Raw genomic sequence first — 19,077 nt, forward strand, 5'->3', positions numbered from 1 at the left:
GGCGGGCGCTCAAGGCCGTCGCGAGGAAGCGGCTCAGGGCGATATACGCCGTGATGCGCGACCGGGTGCCCTACCGGGAGTAGCCCCGACGGTTGACAAAACTATAGGAACACCCAATGACTAGGTGGGGAAGGCGTGCGACAATAGTGGGCGTTGTGTTGTTCGCGCTAAGGAGTAGCCATGTTGTTGTGTCCCGTTTGCCATGAGTCACTGGTGGATGACGAGCGTGGTGCTGCATGTGCGGGCGGACACCGGTTTGACCGTGCGCGCGAGGGCTATCTATATCTGCTGCGCTCATCCAAGAGCGGCGACTCCATGGGCGATCGCAAGTCGCAGGCGCGCAGCCGTCGTGACTTTCTGAACCGTGGATACTACGCGCCGTTGCGCGATGCGATGGTCGAGCTGGTGCGCAAGCAGGTGTCTGGGCGCGCTGCGTCTACGAACGGCCCCATGACGTTGCTCGATATTTGCTGTGGCGAGGGCTATTACACCAGTGCCATGGGCGCGGTGCCGGGCGTGGATGCTTATGGTTTCGACCTGGGCAAAGAGATGGTGCGCCTTGCCGCCAAGCGCGGCGATGCGACCTATTTTGTGGCCAACATGAAGGATATCCCCGTGGCCGATGGCGCCTTCGATATGGTGGCCGAGCTCTTCGCTCCCTTTAACGAGCGTGAGTTTGCCCGCGTGCTGGCGCCCGAGGGCTCGCTCTATACCGTGGTGCCGGGTGCCCGTCATCTGTTTGGGCTCAAGGAAGTGCTTTACGATACGCCGTACCTTAACGACGAGAAGCTGCCGCAGACCACCGAGCTCGAGTTGGTCGGAACGCAGCGGGTGTCTGCGAATATTACGCTTCAGACCCAGGACGACATCGAGGCGGTGTTCCAGATGACGCCGTACTACTACCGCACACGCCCTGCCGACAAAGAGCGCCTGGCAAATTTGGACACCCTTCAAACCGATATCGACTTCATCATCGCCGAGTACCGTCACAGCTAACAACCTGCCAAATAGGGACAGGTTTATTTTGGTAGGTTCTATCTGGGCAAACGTAAAGGGCCGACCGCGTTGCTACGCGATCGGCCCTTTTTATTGGCGTATATACCAGAGTCGCTGAGCGATTGACACGGATGCGGTTTAGCTCAAACGGTCCATGCCCTCTTTCTTGACGCGGTTGGCGACTACAAAGTAGATAATGCTGACAATCAGGCCGCTAAAATCGGGGATGCTTGAGCCGGTCCCACCCAAGAGGGGCAGGGAGAGAAGCAGGCTGATGACCGAACATGCTAGGCAGACGATGGACCAAATCCAGACAACGCCAGCCTTGGCGGGATTATTTGCCGCGCGGATGCCAAAGACGGCGGTCACAATTTCGACGACGCCCAATACGATGACGACGATGCAAGAAACGATCATGGTACCCGTGATATCGCCTGCCGCGCTGCCCGCAAAGAGCGCTGTAGCACCCATGCCTGCGCTTAGAATGCCGACGACAAAGAAGAAGAACGATAGGATTTTGAGTAATTTGCAGGCGTTGCTCATGGCTGGTCCTTTCGATGCGGGCGCGGAGAATCAGTCGCACCCAGGTTGTGGCACATATCGTGAAGCACATTGTAGTTCAACGGGGCGATGCATGCGTTTGAAAGCGTCTCTTGCCTGTACGGTCCAACCTTTCAAAAAGGAAAGCTGGACGTAAGCCAAATCGATGGCGGCTCATGTGCGGCGCTGAGATGATGAGGCCGTAACAAGGAGCTGGTCTCAAGGAGGAGCCATGATGTACGGAGCAGGGCAAGTGCGTGAGCCGCGGTCGTTGGGAAGGCGCATGGGTGATTCCGTGATCGCTGCTGTGTGCACGGGATTGATGGCGGTGCTTTGCATTGGGATGCTGTGGGCCATGTCGCATGTGGGACAATAGCGGACGGTTGGGTGCCGACATAAACGGTGCCCTGCGTATTCGTTTTGCTTGTTAAGGAGTGTCCATGGGCGTCGTCGATCCCTTATCTGTTGCTCGGGCCGCGGGGCTTGAGCTGATCGGGAAGCCCGAGGGCCTCACGCTCACCGACGGCACGATGGAGCTGCGCGCCGATTTTGGCCGCATGCTGCCGCGACTCAAGCAGGGCCGTCTGCAGCAAGAGCTGTTGGTAAAGGCTGCGCGCACAAAGGGCATCGAGCGACCATGGGCAATTGACGCTACGGCAGGCTTTGGCGAGGATTCGCTGCTGTTGGCGGCCGCGGGCTTTACCGTCGATCTGTATGAGCAGGACTGCGTGATCGCGGCGCTCCTTCAGGATGCTTTGGAGCGCGCGGCGGATGATCCGGCGCTTGCGGCTGCCGTGGCACGCATGTGCTTACATGCGGGCGAGGACAGCATTGCGGGCCTTCGTCAAACCGTCGAGCTGGTCGAGCAGGGCGAGCTCGCAGCACCCGACGTGGTGTACCTGGATCCCATGTTTCCCGAGCGCACCAAGAGTGCAGCGGTCAAAAAGAAGTTCCAGCTCCTACATCATCTGGAGCAGCCATGCGCCGACGAGGAATCGCTGGTCGAGGCGGCGCTTGCTGTGCATCCGCGCAAGGTCGTTATCAAGCGGCCGGTAAAGGGCCCGCTGCTTGCCGGCGTTAAGCCGAGCTATCAACTTGCGGGCAAGGCCGTTCGCTACGATGTTTTGGTGCCGCCGCGCCCGTAGCTTGTGTGCGATGGCTGGCGCTCCGTCAGTGCCGTGCCAATGTGGGGTCTATTTCCAAGGGTGCGACGTCAAATGCCAGCCGCCGCAGTATTCGCATTTGTAGCAGGCCAAGCCACGCCGCCCGCGGTTTTCACATTCGGCCATAACAGCCTCGGCCTCGGCGCGCGTGTCGTAACGGTTTTTGCGCTCGCACGACTTGTAGCGCCAGGCCTCATCGCGCTCGGCGTCCAGGGCGTCGCGGCGCTCGTCTTCGCGCGCAAACAGGTCACTCATATCGCCGCCCGTGGCAGCGCCTAAAAACTCGCTTTTGGCTTTTGACCAAGCGGCTCGCTTTTTGCTCCCCATCTGCTTCGCGCCCCTCTCCAAACGTTGGTATCATTGCTCAATCAAAGTGATACCAATAAATGTGAGGCCGCCGCGTGATGATCAGAAAAACCCTCGATACCGACATTCCCGCTGTCATGACTATCTATGACGCCGCCCGCGCCTTTATGCGCGCGCATGGCAACGCCACGCAGTGGCCCGAGGGCACGCCTTCGTCCGAGCAACTGGCTGCCGATATTGCCGCTGGTGGCAGTTACGTGTGCGAAGTCGACGGCCGCGTGGTGGCGACGTTTGCCTTTTTACCGGGCCCGGACGAGTGCTATGACGTAATTGAGGACGGGCAATGGCGTAGCGACGCTCCATACGCCGTGCTGCACCGCGTGGCATCCGACGGCACCGTGCACGGTATCACGGCTGCGATGTTTGCCTTTGCCAAGGAGCGTGCCGATCACCTGCGCATCGACACACATCAGGACAACCTGCCCATGCAGGGGGCGAGCATCAAGGCGGGGTTTGAGCGCGCCGGCATCGTGTATGTGTCAGACGGCACACCGCGTGTTGCGTTTGACTGGCTGCGCGAGGCATAAGAGCGACGCCTCATATCAATAATTCGCGCGAACGAAAATGGCCTCGGGTGGGGCCATTTTCGTTCGCTGCGCTGTTTTGAAAGCCGGCTTTCGCAAGGCGCGAACCTACGAAAATCGCCGCGCGGCAACGCGGGGCGATGAGCTTGGTCGGGGGATAGGGCCCGCTTCGCCCGCCGGCAAGTAAATTGTATCATCCAGTGTGGAACGAGGACGCCCGTTGCCGCGTGCGATGGGCTTGCAATAAGAGGAGAGCCATGTCGAAGCAAGCGGTCGTTGGAATCTTGGCGCATGTCGATGCCGGCAAGACCACGTTGGCCGAGGCCATGCTGTTCAATGCGGGTCGCATTCGCAAGCGCGGCCGCGTGGACGATGGCGATTCGCATCTGGATACGAACGAGATTGAGCGCGAGCGCGGCATCACGATTTTCTCGTCGCAGGCCGTACTCGACCACGGCGATACCCACGTCATGCTCGTGGATGCACCGGGGCATGTCGATTTTTCTGCCGAGGCGGAGCGCACGTTGCGCGCCCTGGACTACGCGATTTTGGTTGTGGGTGCCAACGATGGCGTGCAGGGGCATACCGAAACCCTGTGGCGCCTGCTTGCGCGCTATGACATTCCGACGTTCATCTTTATCAACAAGATCGATCTTGAGAACCCTGGTCGCGATGCACTGCTGGCGCAGCTCGGGCAGCGTCTTTCCGAAGGCTGCCTGGATGCCAGCGAACTGTTGGCGGGCGGTGCCGTTCAGGAGGACGCTGCTGCGTTGGACGAGGCGGCGCTCGAGGAGTTTCTTGAAGCGGGCGAGCTTTCTGTCGCAACGCTGTCGCGCATGGTTGCCGAGCGCAAGCTTTTCCCCTGCTTTGCCGGCTCGGCGCTCAAGGACCAAGGCGTGGACGAGCTGCTGGATGGCATATGTGCGCTGATGCGCGAACAGGCATGGCGCCCGGAGTTTGCCGCGCGCGTCTACCGCGTGAGCCGCGGAGATCGCGGCGAGCGCTTGGCATGGGTTAAAGTGACCGGCGGCACGCTGCATGCCAAGCAGATGATTGACGGACGTTCCGGTGCCGAGGCGTGGGAACAGAAGGTCGATCAGGTACGCATCTATAACGGCGAAAAGTATGAGCTTGCCCAAGAAGTTGCTGCTGGCGGTATTTGTGCCGTGACGGGTCTTGCGCACGTTCGCCCGGGGGACGCCCTGGGCGCGGAGCCCGCGGGCGATGCGCCCGTCATCGCTCCGGTCCTCACCTATACGGTGCTGCCGGGCGAATACGACGTCCATGCGGTGTTCAAGGCGTTGACTGAGCTGGCGGACGAAGATCCCATGCTCGGCGTAAGCTGGAATACGCATCTCGAGCAGATTCACTTGCAGTTGATGGGCGCTGTGCAGCTCGAGGTCGTGCAGCGGGTGCTGGCCGATCGCTTCGGTCTTTCGATTGCGTTTGAGCCCGGCGGCATTCTCTATAAGGAGACCATTTCGCAGCCGGTCGAGGGCGTGGGCCACTTTGAGCCACTGCGCCACTATGCCGAGGTGCATCTGCGTCTGGAGCCGTTGCCGGCGGGTTCGGGCGTGCAGTTTGGCACCGTGACCTCGACCGACGAGCTCGATCTTAACTGGCAGCGTCTGGCACTCACCAACGCCATGGAGCGCGATCACCTGGGCGTGCTGACCGGCTCGCCCATCACCGATGTGCGCATTACGCTCACGGGCGGCCGTGCGCATGCCAAACACACCGAGGGCGGCGATTTTCGCCAGGCCACGTACCGCGCGATTCGTCAGGGGCTCATGCAGGCGCGTGAGGCTGGCGCGGCGGTGCTGTTGGAGCCGTGGTACCACTTTGAGGTTGAGGTGCCGGGGGAGTGCGTGGGCCGGGCGCTCTCGGATGCCACGCGCATGGGTGCCGAGTACGAGCCACCGGCGATGGCGGGAGACCGGGCGAAGCTTGTGGGTCGCGTGCCGGCATCCGAGGTGCAGGATTACGCGCTGGAGGTGGCTGCCTACACGAGCGGTCGCGGGCATCTGTACCTGGAGTTCGCCGGTTATGCGGCCTGTCATGATGCCGAGCGCGTTATAGAGGCGGCCGCCTATGAGCCCGAGGCCGATCTGCCCAACACGCCCGACTCGGTCTTTTGCTCTCACGGCGCCGGTTACACGGTCAAATGGTACGACGTACCCGCCGCGGCACACGTAAAGGTCGATCCCGCCACCTTCCGCCCCTGGCGTGCAGCAGACGCGGAGTTTTTCGGCCACATGTGACAAAGGGACAACCCCTTTGTCACATGCTATTGGTATAACTCGGTATAAGTTGGTATAACTATTACCAGGGTTTGCCAATCCGAGGAGGCCGACATGAATCCGAATCCCTTTAAGCCAACGGCAGGCAAGCGGCCTCCGATACTCATCGGTCGCGAGTCGGTCATCGAAGATTTCGAGGAAGGGCTCGATAACGGCGCCGGAGCGCCGGGCAGGCTCATGCTCATTACGGGAAACCGCGGCTGCGGCAAAACGGTTCTCCTGCGGGAGCTGCAGCGTTTGGCTAGTGAGCGCGGATGGGCGGTTGTCTCCGATTCCGCGTCGCTTGGCTTATGCGACCGCTTGGCCGACGCGCTTCGCTCGAATAAACCCGTTGTGACGTCAATGGAGTTCGGTCCGTCGTTTGGGCGGATGTCAGTCGAGGCGGCGCGAGCAAAGGGCGAGACGTTGCGAGGGCTGGTCAACGAGCGTCTCAAGAAGCTCGGTCCAGGCAAGGGCATACTGTTTGCGATTGACGAGGCTCAATCTGCGTCTATCGAGGAGCTGGCGGCTCTTGCCGTTCTCTATCAGCAGGTGCTCGGAGACCAGGATGCCACGGGCTTGCCCGATAGCGACCAGCGCGGTCTTGCGCTGGTGTTCGCCGGCTTACCCAGTATGGTTGACGATCTGCTCGAAGAGCCGAGCGTGACGTTTTTGCGACGTGCCCAGCAGCGTACACTGGGGGCGATATCTTTGCCCAAGGTGCGCGATTCGTATATCCAGACGGTCAAAGACGCTGGTCTTTACGTTGACGCGGAGACGGCGGACCTTGCGGCACGCAAGAGCATGGGGCATCCCTATATGGTTCAGCTGGTGGGATATTACATGTGGCGGGCTGCTGTCCGGCGTGGCTCGCAGGTCATTGAAGTGTGCGATGTCGAGGCTGGGCACGCGGATGCCATCTCCGAGTTCTATGAAGCAGTGGACGCTCCCTTGTATTACGGGCTGCGCAGTCCACAACGCCTCTTTATCGAGGCCATGGCTGCTGACGAGGGCAAGCCGACACGCATGGCGGATATCATTGAGCGCTGCGATCGCACCCAGAGCTGGGCGAGTAAATATCGCGTAAGCCTGATTCGCGAGCGCGTCATCGAGGCTGCCGGATACGGCCTCGTCCGGTTTACCGTGCCCATGCTGGGCGCGTACATTCGCGATCGAGTTTTATGGCATGAGTAGGGTGATAAAGGTGACGGAACAGAAGATGAGCCCGCAGGCTATCGAGGTGCGTGGCGCGCGTGTCCATAATCTTAAGGACATCGATATTGATATCCCGCTGGGAAAGCTCGTGGGTATTGCCGGCGTGTCGGGTTCGGGCAAGAGTTCGCTGGCACTGGGGGTTCTTTATGCCGAGGGCTCGCGTCGCTACTTGGAAGCACTTAGCACCTATACTCGACGTCGCCTGACGCAGGCCGAACACGCCCAGGTGGACGAGGTACTGCACGTGCCGGCGGCGCTCGCGCTGCATCAGCGTCCGAGCGTGCCGGGTGTGCGCTCCACCTTTGGCACCATGACCGAGCTCAACAACAGCCTGCGTCTGCTCTTTAGCCGTTGCGCCCATCACGTGTGCCCGCACTGCGGGGCGCGCGTGGAGCCGAGCCTTAACGTTGCCGCTGGCCTGTCGCTCACGTGTCCGACATGCGGCCGCGCGTTCTACGCGCCGAGTGCCGAGGACCTTGCCTTTAACAGCGGCGGCGCGTGTCCTACCTGCGGCGGCACCGGCGTTATGCGCGAGGTGGACGAAGCGAGCCTGGTGCCCGACGAGTCAAAGACTATCAACGAGGGCGCAGTGCTTCCCTGGGGCACGCTCATGTGGGATCTGATGAAGCAGGTGGCTGGCGAGATGGGCGTGCGCACCGACGTGCCGTTTAACCAGCTCACGCCTCAAGAGCGCGACATCGTGTTTCATGGTCCGGCGGTTAAAAAGCACATTCTCTACGTTCCAAAAAACGGCGAGGGCGCCACGCCGCTCGACTTTACCTATTACAACGCCGTCTATACCGTCGAGAATGCGCTCGCCAAGGTTAAGGACGATAAGGGGCTCAAACGCGTTGCGCGCTTTTTGCGCGAGGGGCCATGCCGCGACTGTGGTGGCACGCGTCTTTCCGAGGCTGCGCGCCAGCCCCAAGTGCGCGGTATCAATCTGGCGCAGGCCGCGGCCATGACGCTGGGCGAGGCGATTGAGTGGGTGCGCGGGGTGCCCGCATCCTTGCCGCCCGAGATGCGGCCCATGGCGACGGATATCTGCGATTCGTTTTTGGGTGCGGCCCGTCGCCTGGTCGATTTGGGCCTCGATTATCTTTCGCTCGATCGCGCCGGTGCCACGCTTTCCACGGGTGAGCGCCAGCGCGTGCAACTCGCCCGCGTGGTGCGCAACCGATCGACGGGCGTACTCTATGTGCTGGACGAGCCCTCGATTGGCTTGCATCCTGCCAATGTCGACGGCTTGGTGGGCGTGATGCGCGATCTGGTGGATGACGGCAACACCGTGGTTGCTGTCGACCACGACACGCGCGTACTGGCGGAAGCCGACTATCTGGTCGAGATGGGCCCCGTTGCCGGAGCGGGCGGCGGTAAAGTGATCGCTGCAGGTACGGTGGACGAGGTCGAACAATCGCAGGGCAGCCGCATCGCCCCGTTTTTGCGCGCAGAGTCCAAGCGCCTGCGTCCGCAGGTGACTGACGAGGAAATGTTCGACCAGGGGCATATTCGCATGGCAACCGATGCCATCCATACCGTTAAGCCGCTCGAAGTTGATATCCCGCGCGGCCGCCTTGTTGCGGTTACGGGCGTTTCGGGTTCGGGCAAGACGACGTTGGTGCTCGAGACGCTCATCCCGGCGCTTAAGGCGCAGGCAGCCGGCGAGCGCCTGCCAAAACATGTGCGCTGGGTCGATGCCGAAGGCATTGCCCGCGCAAACCTGATTGACGCTACGCCTATCGGCGCCAACGTGCGCTCGACAGTGGCGACTTATGCCGACATTCATGACGAGCTGCGTCGCGCCTTCGCCCGTACGTCCGAGGCCAAGGCAGCCGGCTACAAGGCGGGTGCCTTTAGCTACAACACCGGCGCCTTGCGCTGCCCTACGTGCGATGGCACGGGCTCGATATCACTCGACGTGCAGTTTTTGCCCGACGTCGAGATCGTCTGCCCGGCATGTCGCGGCTCACGTTATGCAGACGCGGCTTCGCATATCCATCGCGAGGGCAAGGACGGGAGTCTCCTTACGTTGCCGCAGCTCATGGACATGAGTGTGGACGAGGCCATCGACGCCACACTGGGGCTCAAGAAGGTTCAGGCGCGCTTGCAGACCTTGCACGACTTGGGCTTGGGCTATCTCACGCTCGGTGAGCCCACGCCGGCGCTTTCGGGCGGCGAGGCACAGCGCCTTAAGCTCGCGAGCGAGATGGGCCGCGTGCAGGATGATGCCGTATTCGTGTTCGACGAACCCACGATTGGCCTGCATCCGCTCGATGTTCAGGTGTTGCTGAACGTGTTTGACGGCCTCGTTGCCAAGGGCGCCACGGTTATCGTGATCGAACACGATCTCGACCTTATCCGTAACGCCGATTACGTGATCGACATGGGCCCGGGCGGTGGCGACGCGGGCGGGCAAATCGTCTGCGCCGGTACGCCGGGCGACATCGTGGCCTGCTCCGCAAGCATCACCGGCCGCTACCTATAGACAATGAGGCAAAGGGACAGCCCCTTTGCCTCATTGATGCCTATTTCACGCATTGAGCCGCGAGATAGTCGCGGAAGAATGGCAATTCAAATGCGACGAGCCCTCGTCCTCGTTCCCCGATGATGCCGGCATCTATCATTCGGCGTCGGTAGCGGGAGACCTGCTGCGGCGAACGCTTAAGGCGCTCGACAAGGTCGGCGGTGGTGGACTCTTCCTCGTCATCGAGCATGGCGATGAGGAATCGCTTGTCCTCTGCAGTGAGTTCCCGATAGGTTGCCGCGAGGATTCGGTCGTCCATCTCGTCGCGCGCGATTTTGATTCCCAGGTCAAAGTCGCGTGACGAGATTTCCTTCGAATCGCTTGTGAGATCCCAGGCACGGTAGCCTACGAGTTGCAATAGGAAGGGAAAACCAGAGATCGAGCGAACGGCTCTATCGATTCCCTCAGCATCTGCCAGGCGATCGTTTTCCTGGATTGTGCGAATCAAGGCCTCGCGTACGTCATAGTCGGCAATGCGACCCAGATGATATTGTTGGGCGCGGCGAAGGAACGAGACCGTCTTGTGGTTCAGCAACGTCGAGACGTTGTTGGGAAGTCCCGCCATGAGCAGGGCGACGCGTTTCCCATCGGTCACAAAGTGCTGATACGTCGCTGCGAGCTGAATCATTTCGTCGAGTGTCGGGTCCACCTCGTCAACCGTGACGAGCAGACCGGTGCCTGCCTCGTTGAGCTGGTCGATGATGTCGCTCATGCGATAACGCCAGGTTGAGGCATCGTGAACGCGATTGACCTCGATGCTGCCGAGCGGTGCAATTCCGAGGCCGGTGACTTCGAAGTTCTTAGACGGGTCGATAAGATGGCCGGCAGCACGTTTCGCCCCGAACTCGATTTCCTCAAGCATTCCCGGGAGCGCGGTCGTCTTTACGGCAATCCAGCCGTGGGATTCCGCCCTTGTCGCGAGCGACGACATGAGAGCGGTTTTACCGGTTCCACGCGCGCCTGAGAAGATCGAGGTCAATTCTGGGCGCCTGCGCTGGCTCAAGAAGGCACGGTCCAGATCCCGAATAATCTGTTGTCTGCCAGCGAGATGGGCAGGAACCTCGCCAAAACTGGGGGTAAACGGGTTCTCGAGATATTCCACAAGGCTCTCCTTTCACACCGCCGTTTAACTTCATTTTACTTTAGTTAATTCTGATTAAAAGTGAGGGCTCTTTATCTAGAGCATCAATTAGGCATGTGTGCCATCGGCGTGGCGCTTGAATGTGACAAAGGGATAGTTCCTTTGTCACATTCCCGGAAAGCCTGCCTGGCGCAGGGCTTCGTAGAGGACGATGGCGGCGCTGTTGGAGAGGTTGAGTGCGCTGATGCGGTAGTCGTCCGGGTTGACGAAGTTGCCGCAGATGTCTTGTTGAAGGATGGCCTCGTGGCCGTCCTCGGTATGCCCCAGCGATTCCTCGTGAGCTTCCCAAGCCTCGGCGTTATCGAGCGAGTCGCAATCGCGCAGCATCGGGATGCGCTCGCAGCGCGCGGGCGCCGCGGCGAGCAGTGGCTCGGGAATGCCCGAGCTCTCGCTGCCAAAGACCAAGTAGTCGCCATCGCGGTAGGTACTCTGCGCATAGGTGCGGCGTGCCTTTTTGGTCAGCAGATGCAGGCGACCATCGGCGGGGGAGAGATCGTTGCGCGCAAGGAAATCCTCCCAGCCGGCATAGGTCGTCACGTCCAAGTTTTGCCAGTAGCCCAGACCGGCGCGACGTACCGTCTTGTCGTCGAGCGAAAACCCCAGCGGCTCCACCAGATGCAGGCGGGCGCCGGTGACCACGCAGGTGCGGCCGATATTGCCCGTATTGGCCGGAATCTCGGGCGCATACAGCACAATGTTGAACATGAATCTCCTTGGCTCAGAACGAAAAACCACCACGAAGTTAACCTTCGTGGTGGTTTGGCGGTTACGTAGACAGAAAAATGCCCGCTTGGATAAACCTAGGCGCGGTGCCAGTCGGTCAGGCAGGCATCGAGGGAAGCGATGAGCGCGTCCTTGTCCATGTGACGGCCGATGATGCACAGGCTCGTCATGCGGTCGCCCGTCTCGTCGTCCCAAATCTGCATGATCTCGGGGTTCTCGTCGATGATCTTCTGCTTCTCGCCCTCGGGCGCCGAGTCGACAAACAGGCCGTTCTCCATCAGGCGCATCTGGTGGCCAGCCTGCTCAAACATGTAGCACATGTTCGGATCGCCGGTCTGCCACAACGGACCCTTGACGCGAATGACCTCGTCGGGCCACTCCTGCTCAACAAAATCGGTGAACTTCTGCAGGTCAAACGGCTTGCGGCGCGAGTATACAAAGGTCTCGATGTCGTACTCGAGCACCTCGGGGTCGTCGTGCTCCTCGGGATGCTCCATGGCCTCGATCCAGGCGGCGGAGTTGTAGGCGCGCATAAAGTCGAAGCGGTCAGTATCGAGCAGCTCCTCCATGGGGACCTCACCGTTTTGGGCCTCGACGATCACGGCGTCCTTCTGCAGGCTGCGCACGATAGCCTTGAGCTCGGCGATCTGCTCAGGGCTCACGGTATCGGTCTTGTTGAGGATCAACGTGGAGCAAAACTCGATCTGCTGGATGAGCAGGCTCTCGATGTCGTCCTCGTCGATATCCTCTGCCAGCAGGTCGCGACCGCCGTTGAACTCGTCGTACATGCGGGCGCAGTCGACCACGGCCACGATGTTGTCGAGCGCGAGCTTGGGCTCGCCGCCCACCTTGGCCTCGTCGCAGAAGCTCGAGATGGTGTAAGCGATGGGGATGGGCTCGCAAATACCCGATGCCTCGATGATGATGTAATCGAAGTTGCCCGAATCGGCGATGCCCTGCAGCTGGTTGGCCAGGTCATCCGAAAGCGTGCAGCAGATGCAGCCGTTGGTGAGTGGGATGAGGTCGTCGGTCTCGGAAAGGCCGCCGTCGGCGATAAGGCTGGCGTCCACATTGATCTCGCCGATATCGTTGACGATCACGGCGGCGCGGATACCGCCGTCGTTAGCGAGGATGTGGTTGAGCAGCGTGGTCTTGCCGGCACCGAGGTATCCGGTAAGCATGATGATCTTCACGGGTTTGTTGGGCATGTGCCCTCCTTTGTTAGACATGGCTTACAGTTGAATCTTATGCCAAACGCCTGCTCTTATACCCACGCGCCGGCAAATAACACAAGCTACTCCCAGGCTCCCCATACATCGGGGCAATAACCGACGGTGGCCTTTTTGCCGTTGCGCACGATGGGTTCGGCCAAGACCTGCTGGTTCTCGAGCAGCTTGTCGAAGCGCTGACTGGGGGTAAGGTGCTGGATGAGCGCGAGCGTTTCCTCGTCCTTGGCTTTGGGGTTGAGCAGCTTGTCGATGCCGCCGACCGCTTGCATCACGCTCGTGAGCTCGCCCTTGCTCATCTCCTTTTCCTTAAGGTCGATAAACTGCACCTTAATGCGGCGCTCCTTAAAATAGCGCTGGGCCTTCTTGGTGTCGAAGGACTTCTTAGTCCCGAAGATTTGAATATTCATGGTCCCGCTGCTCTATCGAATGAAGTTGGTCGTTGCTCGATCTGCCTCGGGTGCGTTGATGCCGGCGGCCTGTCCTGCCTCGATGCAGCGCAGGAGCCAGGCCATGTTTTTGCCGATGTTTCGCATGGTGGCAAGGCCCTCGGCATCCCCATCGGCGTCGCCGGGCACGCGGCCAAACACGTTATTCCAGTAGGTGGAAGCAACCACGGGCATTTGCTTAATGGTGAAGTACTTGTTGAGCACATCGAACGTGGTCGACGTGCCGCCGCGGCGGGCGACGGCGACAGCGGCGCCGGGTTTGTGCTCAAAGGCATGTCCGCCTGCATAGAATGCGCGATCGAGTGCCGAGAGAATGCGGCCGCTGGGGTGCGCGTAGTAGACAGGCGAGCCAAAGACAAAGCCATCTGCCTGCTCGGCTGCAGCGATGAGCTCGTTGACCACGTCGTCGTCAAAGGTGCAGCGGCAATCGAGCTTGCCACACTGGCCGCAACCGATGCAATCGCGAATGGGCTTGGCGCCCAGCTGAAACACCTCGGTATCGATACCCTCGGCATGCAATTGCTCGGCGACTTCGGCAAGCGCGCGAGCGGTGTTGCCGTTTGCCTTGGGGCTACCGTTGACTAAAAGAACCTTCATCACAAACTCCCTCTGCTATCGGTGAATTCTGCTGAGAATTATCTCACGTTGTGTGCGATGACGTTGGCATGGTGCGGGCGATGTTTATCCCGTAACGTTCTTAAGGGCGTTCATGCCTAAGGCCATCTAGGGGCATTGCGGTACGGCATGGGGAATGCATTGGGAAACGTTTGATAAATGCTTATAAACACGTTTTTGACGGCATACGTTGACAGATATACTTGTTGAGTTCAAAAGCATGGGAACGGAGATGGTTGCATGACACAGCCGGAGACATCACACACGGTGGGGCTCGCGCTCGAGGGAGGCGGCTACCGCGGTATGTATACGGCGGGCGTGCTCGACGTATGGATGGAGCACGGCTTAACTTGCGACCATATGGTGGGTGTCTCGGCGGGCGCGGCGTTTGGCTACAACTTTAAATCGCGCCAGATCGGCCGCGCCATTCGCTATAACAAGGCCTATTGTGCCGACAAGCGCTATGCGGGTGTAGCAAGCTGGCTGCGGACCGGCGATATGTTCAATGCCGATTTTGCCTATCACGAGGTGCCTATCGAGCGCGATCCCATCGACTTGGAGGCGTACCGCGCCTGCCCCATGCGATTTACGTGCGTGTGTACCGATATCGAGACGGGCAAGGCCGTCTATCACGACCTGCCGTATGGCGATGAGCGCGATATCGAGTGGATCCGGGCGTCGTCTGCTATTCCTGTGGCGACGCGTCCCGTTGCTATTGACGGGCATAAGTATCTGGATGGTGGCGTGGCTGACTCTATTCCCAGCGCATGGCTGTTTGCGCAGGGGTATGACCGTAACATCGTGGTGCTGACGCAGCCGGCGGGCTTTGTGAAGCAGCCCAACAGCGTGATGCCCATGCTACGGCGCGTGTTCCGTCACTATCCGGAGTTTGTCGCAGCGCTTGAGCACCGGCATGAGGTCTACAATGCCACGATCGATGACCTGGCACGTCGCGAGGCTGCCGGCGAGATCTTTGTGGTACGGCCGAGCGAATCGGTGAAGGTGCCGTCGCTGTGCCGCGAACCGGATGAACTTGAACGCATCTACCAGATTGGTCGCCGCGATGCGGAGGCGACCTTGCCGGCACTGGAGGCATATCTGGCAGGGTAGAGGCTGCTGCCGCCATCTCGGCGGAAAGCGCATCCCGGAATGGAGGGTCCAAACTGGGATGCGCTTTCCATTGCTGAAGATATGAGGCTGCGAACCAGCTACTCGGCCTATGCCTATGCCTGCTGCCAGGTGTCGACGAGCTCCTTGGCGGCGGCGTAGGGGTCATCGGCGCTGCAGACGGCGCTCACCACAAAGAAGCCGTTGACGCCGGTGGCCTTGAGCTGCGGCAAGTCGGCTGTCTTGACGCCGCCGCCCACCACGATGGGCACGGGGCTTGCCGCGTGGAGGGCGGCCAGGTCCTCAAAGCTCTTGGTGATGATAGAGCCGTCGGCCGCGCGTCCGCAGTCGCGCTTGGTTTCGGTCTCGTGGAGCGGGCCGATGCCCAGGTAGTCGACTAGGCTCATGTCGGCGGTCTTGACGTACTCGAGCATCTCCTCGCAGCGGGCCGAAAGGCCCACGATGGCATCGGGGCCCAGAAGCTTGCGGCAGACCTCGACGGGAATATCGCTCTGGCCCACGTGCACGCCGTCGACAGCAATACCCTGCTCGCGCGCGGCGAGTACGCAGTCCAGGCGGTCGTCGATCAGCAGGGCAACCTGACCGGTTTTGCCGGCCTGTGCGATTGCCTGCGCGGCGTCGCCCGTCAGCGCAATGATCTCGCGGGCGCTTGCCACCTTGGAGCGCACCTGGATGCAGGTAAAGCCGGCGTCGAGCGCCTGGGCCACCACATCGCCCACGGGACGCCCGAGCGTGTTTTCGGGGCCGAGTACCAGATAGGCCGAGATATCAAGGTTGTCGCGGATGCTCATCGTGCTTCCTCCTGCTTTTTGATCTGCGCTTCCATGCGTTCGAGCTTGCCGGTCATGGTGTCGGTAAATCCGGGTCGAATATCGGCTTTGAGCACGACTTCGGTGCGGATGCCCTTGCTCGCCAACACAAAGGTTGCGTCGCGCACGACCTGCATGACCTCGTCCCAGTCGCCCTCGATCTCGGTGAACATGGAGGTGGTGCGGTTGGGCAGGCCGCTCTCGCGAATGACACGCACGACCTCGGCGACCTCGGCGGATAGCTCATCGCCGGTGCCGCACGGGGCGATGGCCACGGCGACGAGCGTGTTCATGCCGGCATTGGTTGCGGGCTCGGACATGGCCTATGCCTCCTCGAGCTCGAGTCGGTTATCGGCGATGTCTTGGGCGGTTGCGCGGTAGAGCTCGTCGATAAAGGCGACCTTAAAGCTTGCCGGGGCGTCGGCGACAGCGGCGGCACGCGTGCCGGCCACGTTGTAGACGGCGGTGCCGCAGACGGCTGCCGTAAACGGGTCGGCGGCGCAGGCGTACACGGCCAGCACGCCGCCCTGCGAGCAGCCGCAGCCGGTGATCTTGGACATGAGCGGGCTGCCGCCGTGAGACTTGGCCACCGTCGTGCCGTCGGTGATCAGGTCGACTTCGCCCGAGACGACCACGGCGCCGCCGGTGTAGCGGGCGAGCGCCACGGCGGCGGCGCGGGCGGCGTCGACCGTGTCGGTGGTATCGACACCGCGCACGCGGCTCAGATCGGCCGCCTCGCCCTCAAGACCCCACAGGCCGGCGAGCGCGATAATCTCGGAGGCGTTGCCGCGCACGATGGCGGGCTTGTACTGCTTGAGCTCGTTGACCAGCTGGGTGCGCAGGCTACCGATACCCAGGCCCACCGGATCGAGCACCCAGGGCTTACCGGCGTCGTGTGCCGCCTTGGCCGCGCGGGGAATCGTTTGCTCGTAAATGGGGAAGAGCGTGCCCATGTTGAGATAGATGGCGCCGCCGCCGGCAACGAGTGCCTCGCCCTCGTCGGGCAGATAGACCATGGCGGCCGATCCGCCCACGGCGAGCTGCGCGTTGGCGACAAAGTCGATCGTCACCGTGTTGGTGATGGAACCGGCCATCGGATTGGTAGCGCGAATCTCCTCCACGGCCTTGACCATATGTTGCTTAAGCTGTTCCGAATCAATCACTGCACATGCCTCCTTGGCATAGAAAAGGGGCGCTGTGCATAGACAGCGCCCCTGTAAAGGCGGCATGCTCCCTACGCCAGCATTAACTGACAGGTTCAAAGGATTGGGCCCATTGCCCTCTCAGCCTTGTGGTTTGCACCGCCGGCACTCCCGCATCGAATCTGTTGTTCCCTATACTAGCGCACCTGCCAAAAAGGGACAGGTTTATTTTGGCAGGTCGTTACAATAGGTAGGACCGATACGAATGGGGGCCTTATGATTAAACTTGTGCTGACCGATATGGACGATACACTGATTCCAGCCGGGCATGACGGCGCCAGCGACTACGCCATTGAGGGTATTCATGCCATGCAGGCGGCGGGTTTGCACTTTGGGCCGGTTTCGGGTCGTCAGCCGTCCGCGATGGGCTGGATGTTCCGCAATCGCTCCGAGTGCTTCTCGACCGGTGCGTTTTGCAACGGCCAGGTGATGTTTGTCGATGGCGAAGTAGTCGCTTCGCGCGCAATCGATAACGATGTCCTTATGCGCTTAGCCGATTATTTTGAACAGGAGACCGACGATACGTATTTGAAGGTCTACCGTCTGGGTGATGACTTTTGGAATAACGATGCCCACTGCGTGACGAGCGATCCCGAGCGTGTGCGTCGCGCCATGAAGTCAGGCGGCAACGCGTGGCTCAAGGGCGAAGAGGCTCCCTGTCGTCCTGTCGTTGACGATGCCCCGGTATACAAGGCGAATATCTGGAGTGCCCGTTCGCGCGAGGAGCTCGCCGAGCTGCGCGAGCGTGTTGCCGCTGAGGTGCCGGAGCTCTCACTCGTGTTTCCCAACAACCGCGTGCGCCTGTTCGACGTTCTTCCGACCGGCTGGGACAAGGGCTGCGCTGCGCTGGAGCTGGCGCGCGCTTTGGGCCTGACGCCCGACGAGGTGGCCGTATTTGGCGATTCCGATAACGATTTGCCCATGATCGATGCCGTTCCTAACTCCGTTGCAGTCGCCAATGCCAACGAGGCCGTCACGGCTGCCGCACGCTGGCATATTGGCGCTGCGGCAGATGATGCGGTTGCCGGGGCTCTGCATCAGATTGCCGCCTGCGCCGCGACGGGGGAGATGCCGTCGTTTATGAGCCAAATGGACACGGCGGGTTTTGACGTCACGAACGTCTAGGGAGGGCGCCATGAAGCTCCAGCAACTCAGATATGTCGTCAAAGTTGCCGAATGCGGCAGCATCACCGAGGCCTCGCGCCGGCTCTTTGTGTCGCAGCCTTCGATTACCGCGTCGATCCGCGATCTCGAAAACGAGATGGGTGTGCATATCTTTGAGCGCACCAACAAGGGTGTCATTGTGTCCGAGGAAGGCGAGACCTTCTTGGGGTACGCGCGCCAGGTGCTCGACCAGGCCGACCTGCTCGAGGGCAAGTACAAAGGTACGTCCGAGCAGGTGCCGCACTTTAGTGTGAGCTGCCAGCATTATTCCTTTGCCGTTAATGCGTTTGTCGATGTGATCCGCGAGTTCGATGCCGCGCGCTACGACTTTACCCTGCGCGAGGAGCAGACCCACGAGATTATCGAGGATGTCGCGCATATGAAAAGCGAGCTGGGCATCCTGTATCTGTCGGAGCACAATCGCGAGGTCATCGAGCGCATGCTGGTGGCCAACGAGCTCGTGTTCGAAGGGCTCTTCTGCGCCACGCCGCATGTCTTCGTCTGCGCCGACCATCCGCTGGCGGGCCGCCCCAGCGTGACGCTCGAGGATCTGGAAGACTACCCGTTCCTGTCCTACGAGCAGGGCAGCTATAACTCGTTTTATTATTCCGAGGAGCTGACCTCGACCTTTGAGCGTCGCAAGAATATCCGCGTGCGTGACCGTGCGACGCTGTTCAATTTGGCCATGGGCCTCAACGGCTACACGGTATGCTCGGGCGTGATCAGCCACGAGCTCAACGGCCCCGGCATTATCTCGATTCCGCTCGACGTGGACGAGTACATGGAGATCGGCATTATTACGCGCAAGAACACGACGCTCACGCGCTACGGTCGGGCCTATATCGACGCGATTCGTCAGCATATCTAGGCTGCTGTGCTCCGCACGGTTCAAGTCTCTTTATGACAGTCCAGACTGATATAGGAAGCATCTATATAAAACTGTTATAAACATATATTTTACGATGGCCATATGAGCGCTCATACTCTGTCCCAGTAAAGCAACCAATGCAAAG

General features: G+C 60.6%; 19 protein-coding genes and 1 riboswitch. Of the genes, 9 read left to right on the forward strand and 10 right to left on the reverse strand.

Features of this window, described 5'->3' with window-relative positions; all coding sequences use genetic code 11:
* Window positions 1-180 precede the first annotated feature (180 nt).
* Complete coding sequence (locus AAAX36_RS07610) at window positions 181-996, forward strand: putative RNA methyltransferase (protein ID WP_349074941.1); 816 nt, start codon at window positions 181-183, stop codon at window positions 994-996.
* Window positions 997-1,134: 138 nt separating this feature from the next.
* Here the strand turns inward: AAAX36_RS07610 and AAAX36_RS07615 are convergent, their stop codons facing one another.
* Window positions 1,135-1,539 (reverse strand): hypothetical protein, encoded by a 405-nt coding sequence (locus AAAX36_RS07615; RefSeq protein WP_329738683.1) that lies wholly within the window; start codon window positions 1,537-1,539, stop codon window positions 1,135-1,137.
* Between the two features lie 437 nt (window positions 1,540-1,976).
* On the opposite strand from AAAX36_RS07615, the gene AAAX36_RS07620 reads away from it, so the two are divergent.
* Window positions 1,977-2,681, forward strand: a complete 705-nt coding sequence (locus AAAX36_RS07620) for a class I SAM-dependent methyltransferase (RefSeq protein WP_329738684.1) — start codon at window positions 1,977-1,979, stop codon at window positions 2,679-2,681.
* 48 nt (window positions 2,682-2,729) lie between these two features.
* Here AAAX36_RS07620 and AAAX36_RS07625 read toward each other — a convergent pair whose 3' ends face one another.
* Window positions 2,730-2,954 (reverse strand): hypothetical protein, encoded by a 225-nt coding sequence (locus AAAX36_RS07625; RefSeq protein WP_349074942.1) that lies wholly within the window; start codon window positions 2,952-2,954, stop codon window positions 2,730-2,732.
* A 149-nt stretch (window positions 2,955-3,103) separates the two neighbouring features.
* On the opposite strand from AAAX36_RS07625, the gene AAAX36_RS07630 reads away from it, so the two are divergent.
* The 4 genes from AAAX36_RS07630 to AAAX36_RS07645 all read left to right on the forward strand — a co-directional run bounded on the left by AAAX36_RS07630 (window position 3,104) and on the right by AAAX36_RS07645 (window position 9,568).
* Window positions 3,104-3,592, forward strand: a complete 489-nt coding sequence (locus AAAX36_RS07630; protein ID WP_349074943.1) for an N-acetyltransferase — start codon at window positions 3,104-3,106, stop codon at window positions 3,590-3,592.
* Between the two features lie 254 nt (window positions 3,593-3,846).
* A complete protein-coding gene (locus tag AAAX36_RS07635; RefSeq protein ID WP_349074944.1) occupies window positions 3,847-5,850 on the forward strand; it encodes a translation factor GTPase family protein in 2,004 nt (667 codons plus the stop codon).
* A 93-nt stretch (window positions 5,851-5,943) separates the two neighbouring features.
* Entirely contained in the window at window positions 5,944-7,062 is a 1,119-nt protein-coding gene (locus AAAX36_RS07640; protein ID WP_349074945.1) for an ATP-binding protein, read from the forward strand.
* A gap of 10 nt (window positions 7,063-7,072) precedes the next feature.
* On the forward strand, window positions 7,073-9,568 hold the full coding sequence (locus AAAX36_RS07645; protein ID WP_349074947.1) for an excinuclease ABC subunit UvrA: 2,496 nt from the start codon (window positions 7,073-7,075) through the stop codon (window positions 9,566-9,568).
* Between the two features lie 40 nt (window positions 9,569-9,608).
* Here the strand turns inward: AAAX36_RS07645 and AAAX36_RS07650 are convergent, their stop codons facing one another.
* From AAAX36_RS07650 to AAAX36_RS07670, 5 genes are all read right to left on the reverse strand, one after another.
* Window positions 9,609-10,709, reverse strand: coding sequence for an ATP-binding protein (locus AAAX36_RS07650; protein WP_271733903.1), 1,101 nt, complete (start codon window positions 10,707-10,709; stop codon window positions 9,609-9,611).
* Window positions 10,710-10,853: 144 nt separating this feature from the next.
* On the reverse strand, window positions 10,854-11,453 hold the full coding sequence (locus AAAX36_RS07655; RefSeq protein WP_349074948.1) for a tRNA (cytidine(34)-2'-O)-methyltransferase: 600 nt from the start codon (window positions 11,451-11,453) through the stop codon (window positions 10,854-10,856).
* 95 nt (window positions 11,454-11,548) lie between these two features.
* On the reverse strand, window positions 11,549-12,679 hold the full coding sequence (locus AAAX36_RS07660; RefSeq protein ID WP_349074949.1) for a GTP-binding protein: 1,131 nt from the start codon (window positions 12,677-12,679) through the stop codon (window positions 11,549-11,551).
* 86 nt (window positions 12,680-12,765) lie between these two features.
* Entirely contained in the window at window positions 12,766-13,107 is a 342-nt protein-coding gene (locus tag AAAX36_RS07665; protein WP_022093957.1) for an ArsC/Spx/MgsR family protein, read from the reverse strand.
* 12 nt (window positions 13,108-13,119) lie between these two features.
* On the reverse strand, window positions 13,120-13,743 hold the full coding sequence (locus tag AAAX36_RS07670) for a flavodoxin family protein (protein WP_349074950.1): 624 nt from the start codon (window positions 13,741-13,743) through the stop codon (window positions 13,120-13,122).
* A gap of 258 nt (window positions 13,744-14,001) precedes the next feature.
* Between AAAX36_RS07670 and AAAX36_RS07675 the strand changes: the two genes are divergently transcribed.
* Window positions 14,002-14,871 (forward strand): patatin family protein, encoded by an 870-nt coding sequence (locus AAAX36_RS07675; RefSeq protein ID WP_349074951.1) that lies wholly within the window; start codon window positions 14,002-14,004, stop codon window positions 14,869-14,871.
* Between the two features lie 113 nt (window positions 14,872-14,984).
* Here the strand turns inward: AAAX36_RS07675 and AAAX36_RS07680 are convergent, their stop codons facing one another.
* From AAAX36_RS07680 to thiM, 3 genes are read right to left on the reverse strand one after another with little or no spacing between them, the layout of a single operon-like run.
* The gene (locus AAAX36_RS07680) at window positions 14,985-15,680 is read right to left on the reverse strand and encodes a thiamine phosphate synthase (RefSeq protein ID WP_195544247.1); all 696 of its coding nucleotides are present in this window, start codon (window positions 15,678-15,680) and stop codon (window positions 14,985-14,987) included.
* Complete coding sequence (locus AAAX36_RS07685) at window positions 15,677-16,018, reverse strand: thiamine-binding protein (RefSeq protein ID WP_225093307.1); 342 nt, start codon at window positions 16,016-16,018, stop codon at window positions 15,677-15,679. Before AAAX36_RS07685 ends, AAAX36_RS07680 begins: the two co-directional genes overlap by 4 nt.
* Window positions 16,019-16,021: 3 nt before the next feature.
* Window positions 16,022-16,861, reverse strand: a complete 840-nt coding sequence (gene thiM / locus AAAX36_RS07690) for a hydroxyethylthiazole kinase (RefSeq protein WP_349074952.1) — start codon at window positions 16,859-16,861, stop codon at window positions 16,022-16,024.
* Between the two features lie 51 nt (window positions 16,862-16,912).
* A riboswitch (TPP riboswitch) is annotated at window positions 16,913-17,023 on the reverse strand.
* A gap of 93 nt (window positions 17,024-17,116) precedes the next feature.
* Between thiM and AAAX36_RS07695 the strand changes: the two genes are divergently transcribed.
* Both AAAX36_RS07695 and AAAX36_RS07700 read left to right on the forward strand, forming a co-directional pair.
* A complete protein-coding gene (locus AAAX36_RS07695) occupies window positions 17,117-18,025 on the forward strand; it encodes an HAD family hydrolase (protein WP_349074953.1) in 909 nt (302 codons plus the stop codon).
* A gap of 10 nt (window positions 18,026-18,035) precedes the next feature.
* Complete coding sequence (locus AAAX36_RS07700) at window positions 18,036-18,932, forward strand: LysR family transcriptional regulator (protein WP_349074954.1); 897 nt, start codon at window positions 18,036-18,038, stop codon at window positions 18,930-18,932.
* Window positions 18,933-19,077: the final 145 nt, after the last annotated feature.

Origin of the sequence: Collinsella sp. CLA-ER-H10 (assembly GCF_040092475.1) — a bacterium.
Classification (GTDB): domain Bacteria; phylum Actinomycetota; class Coriobacteriia; order Coriobacteriales; family Coriobacteriaceae; genus Collinsella.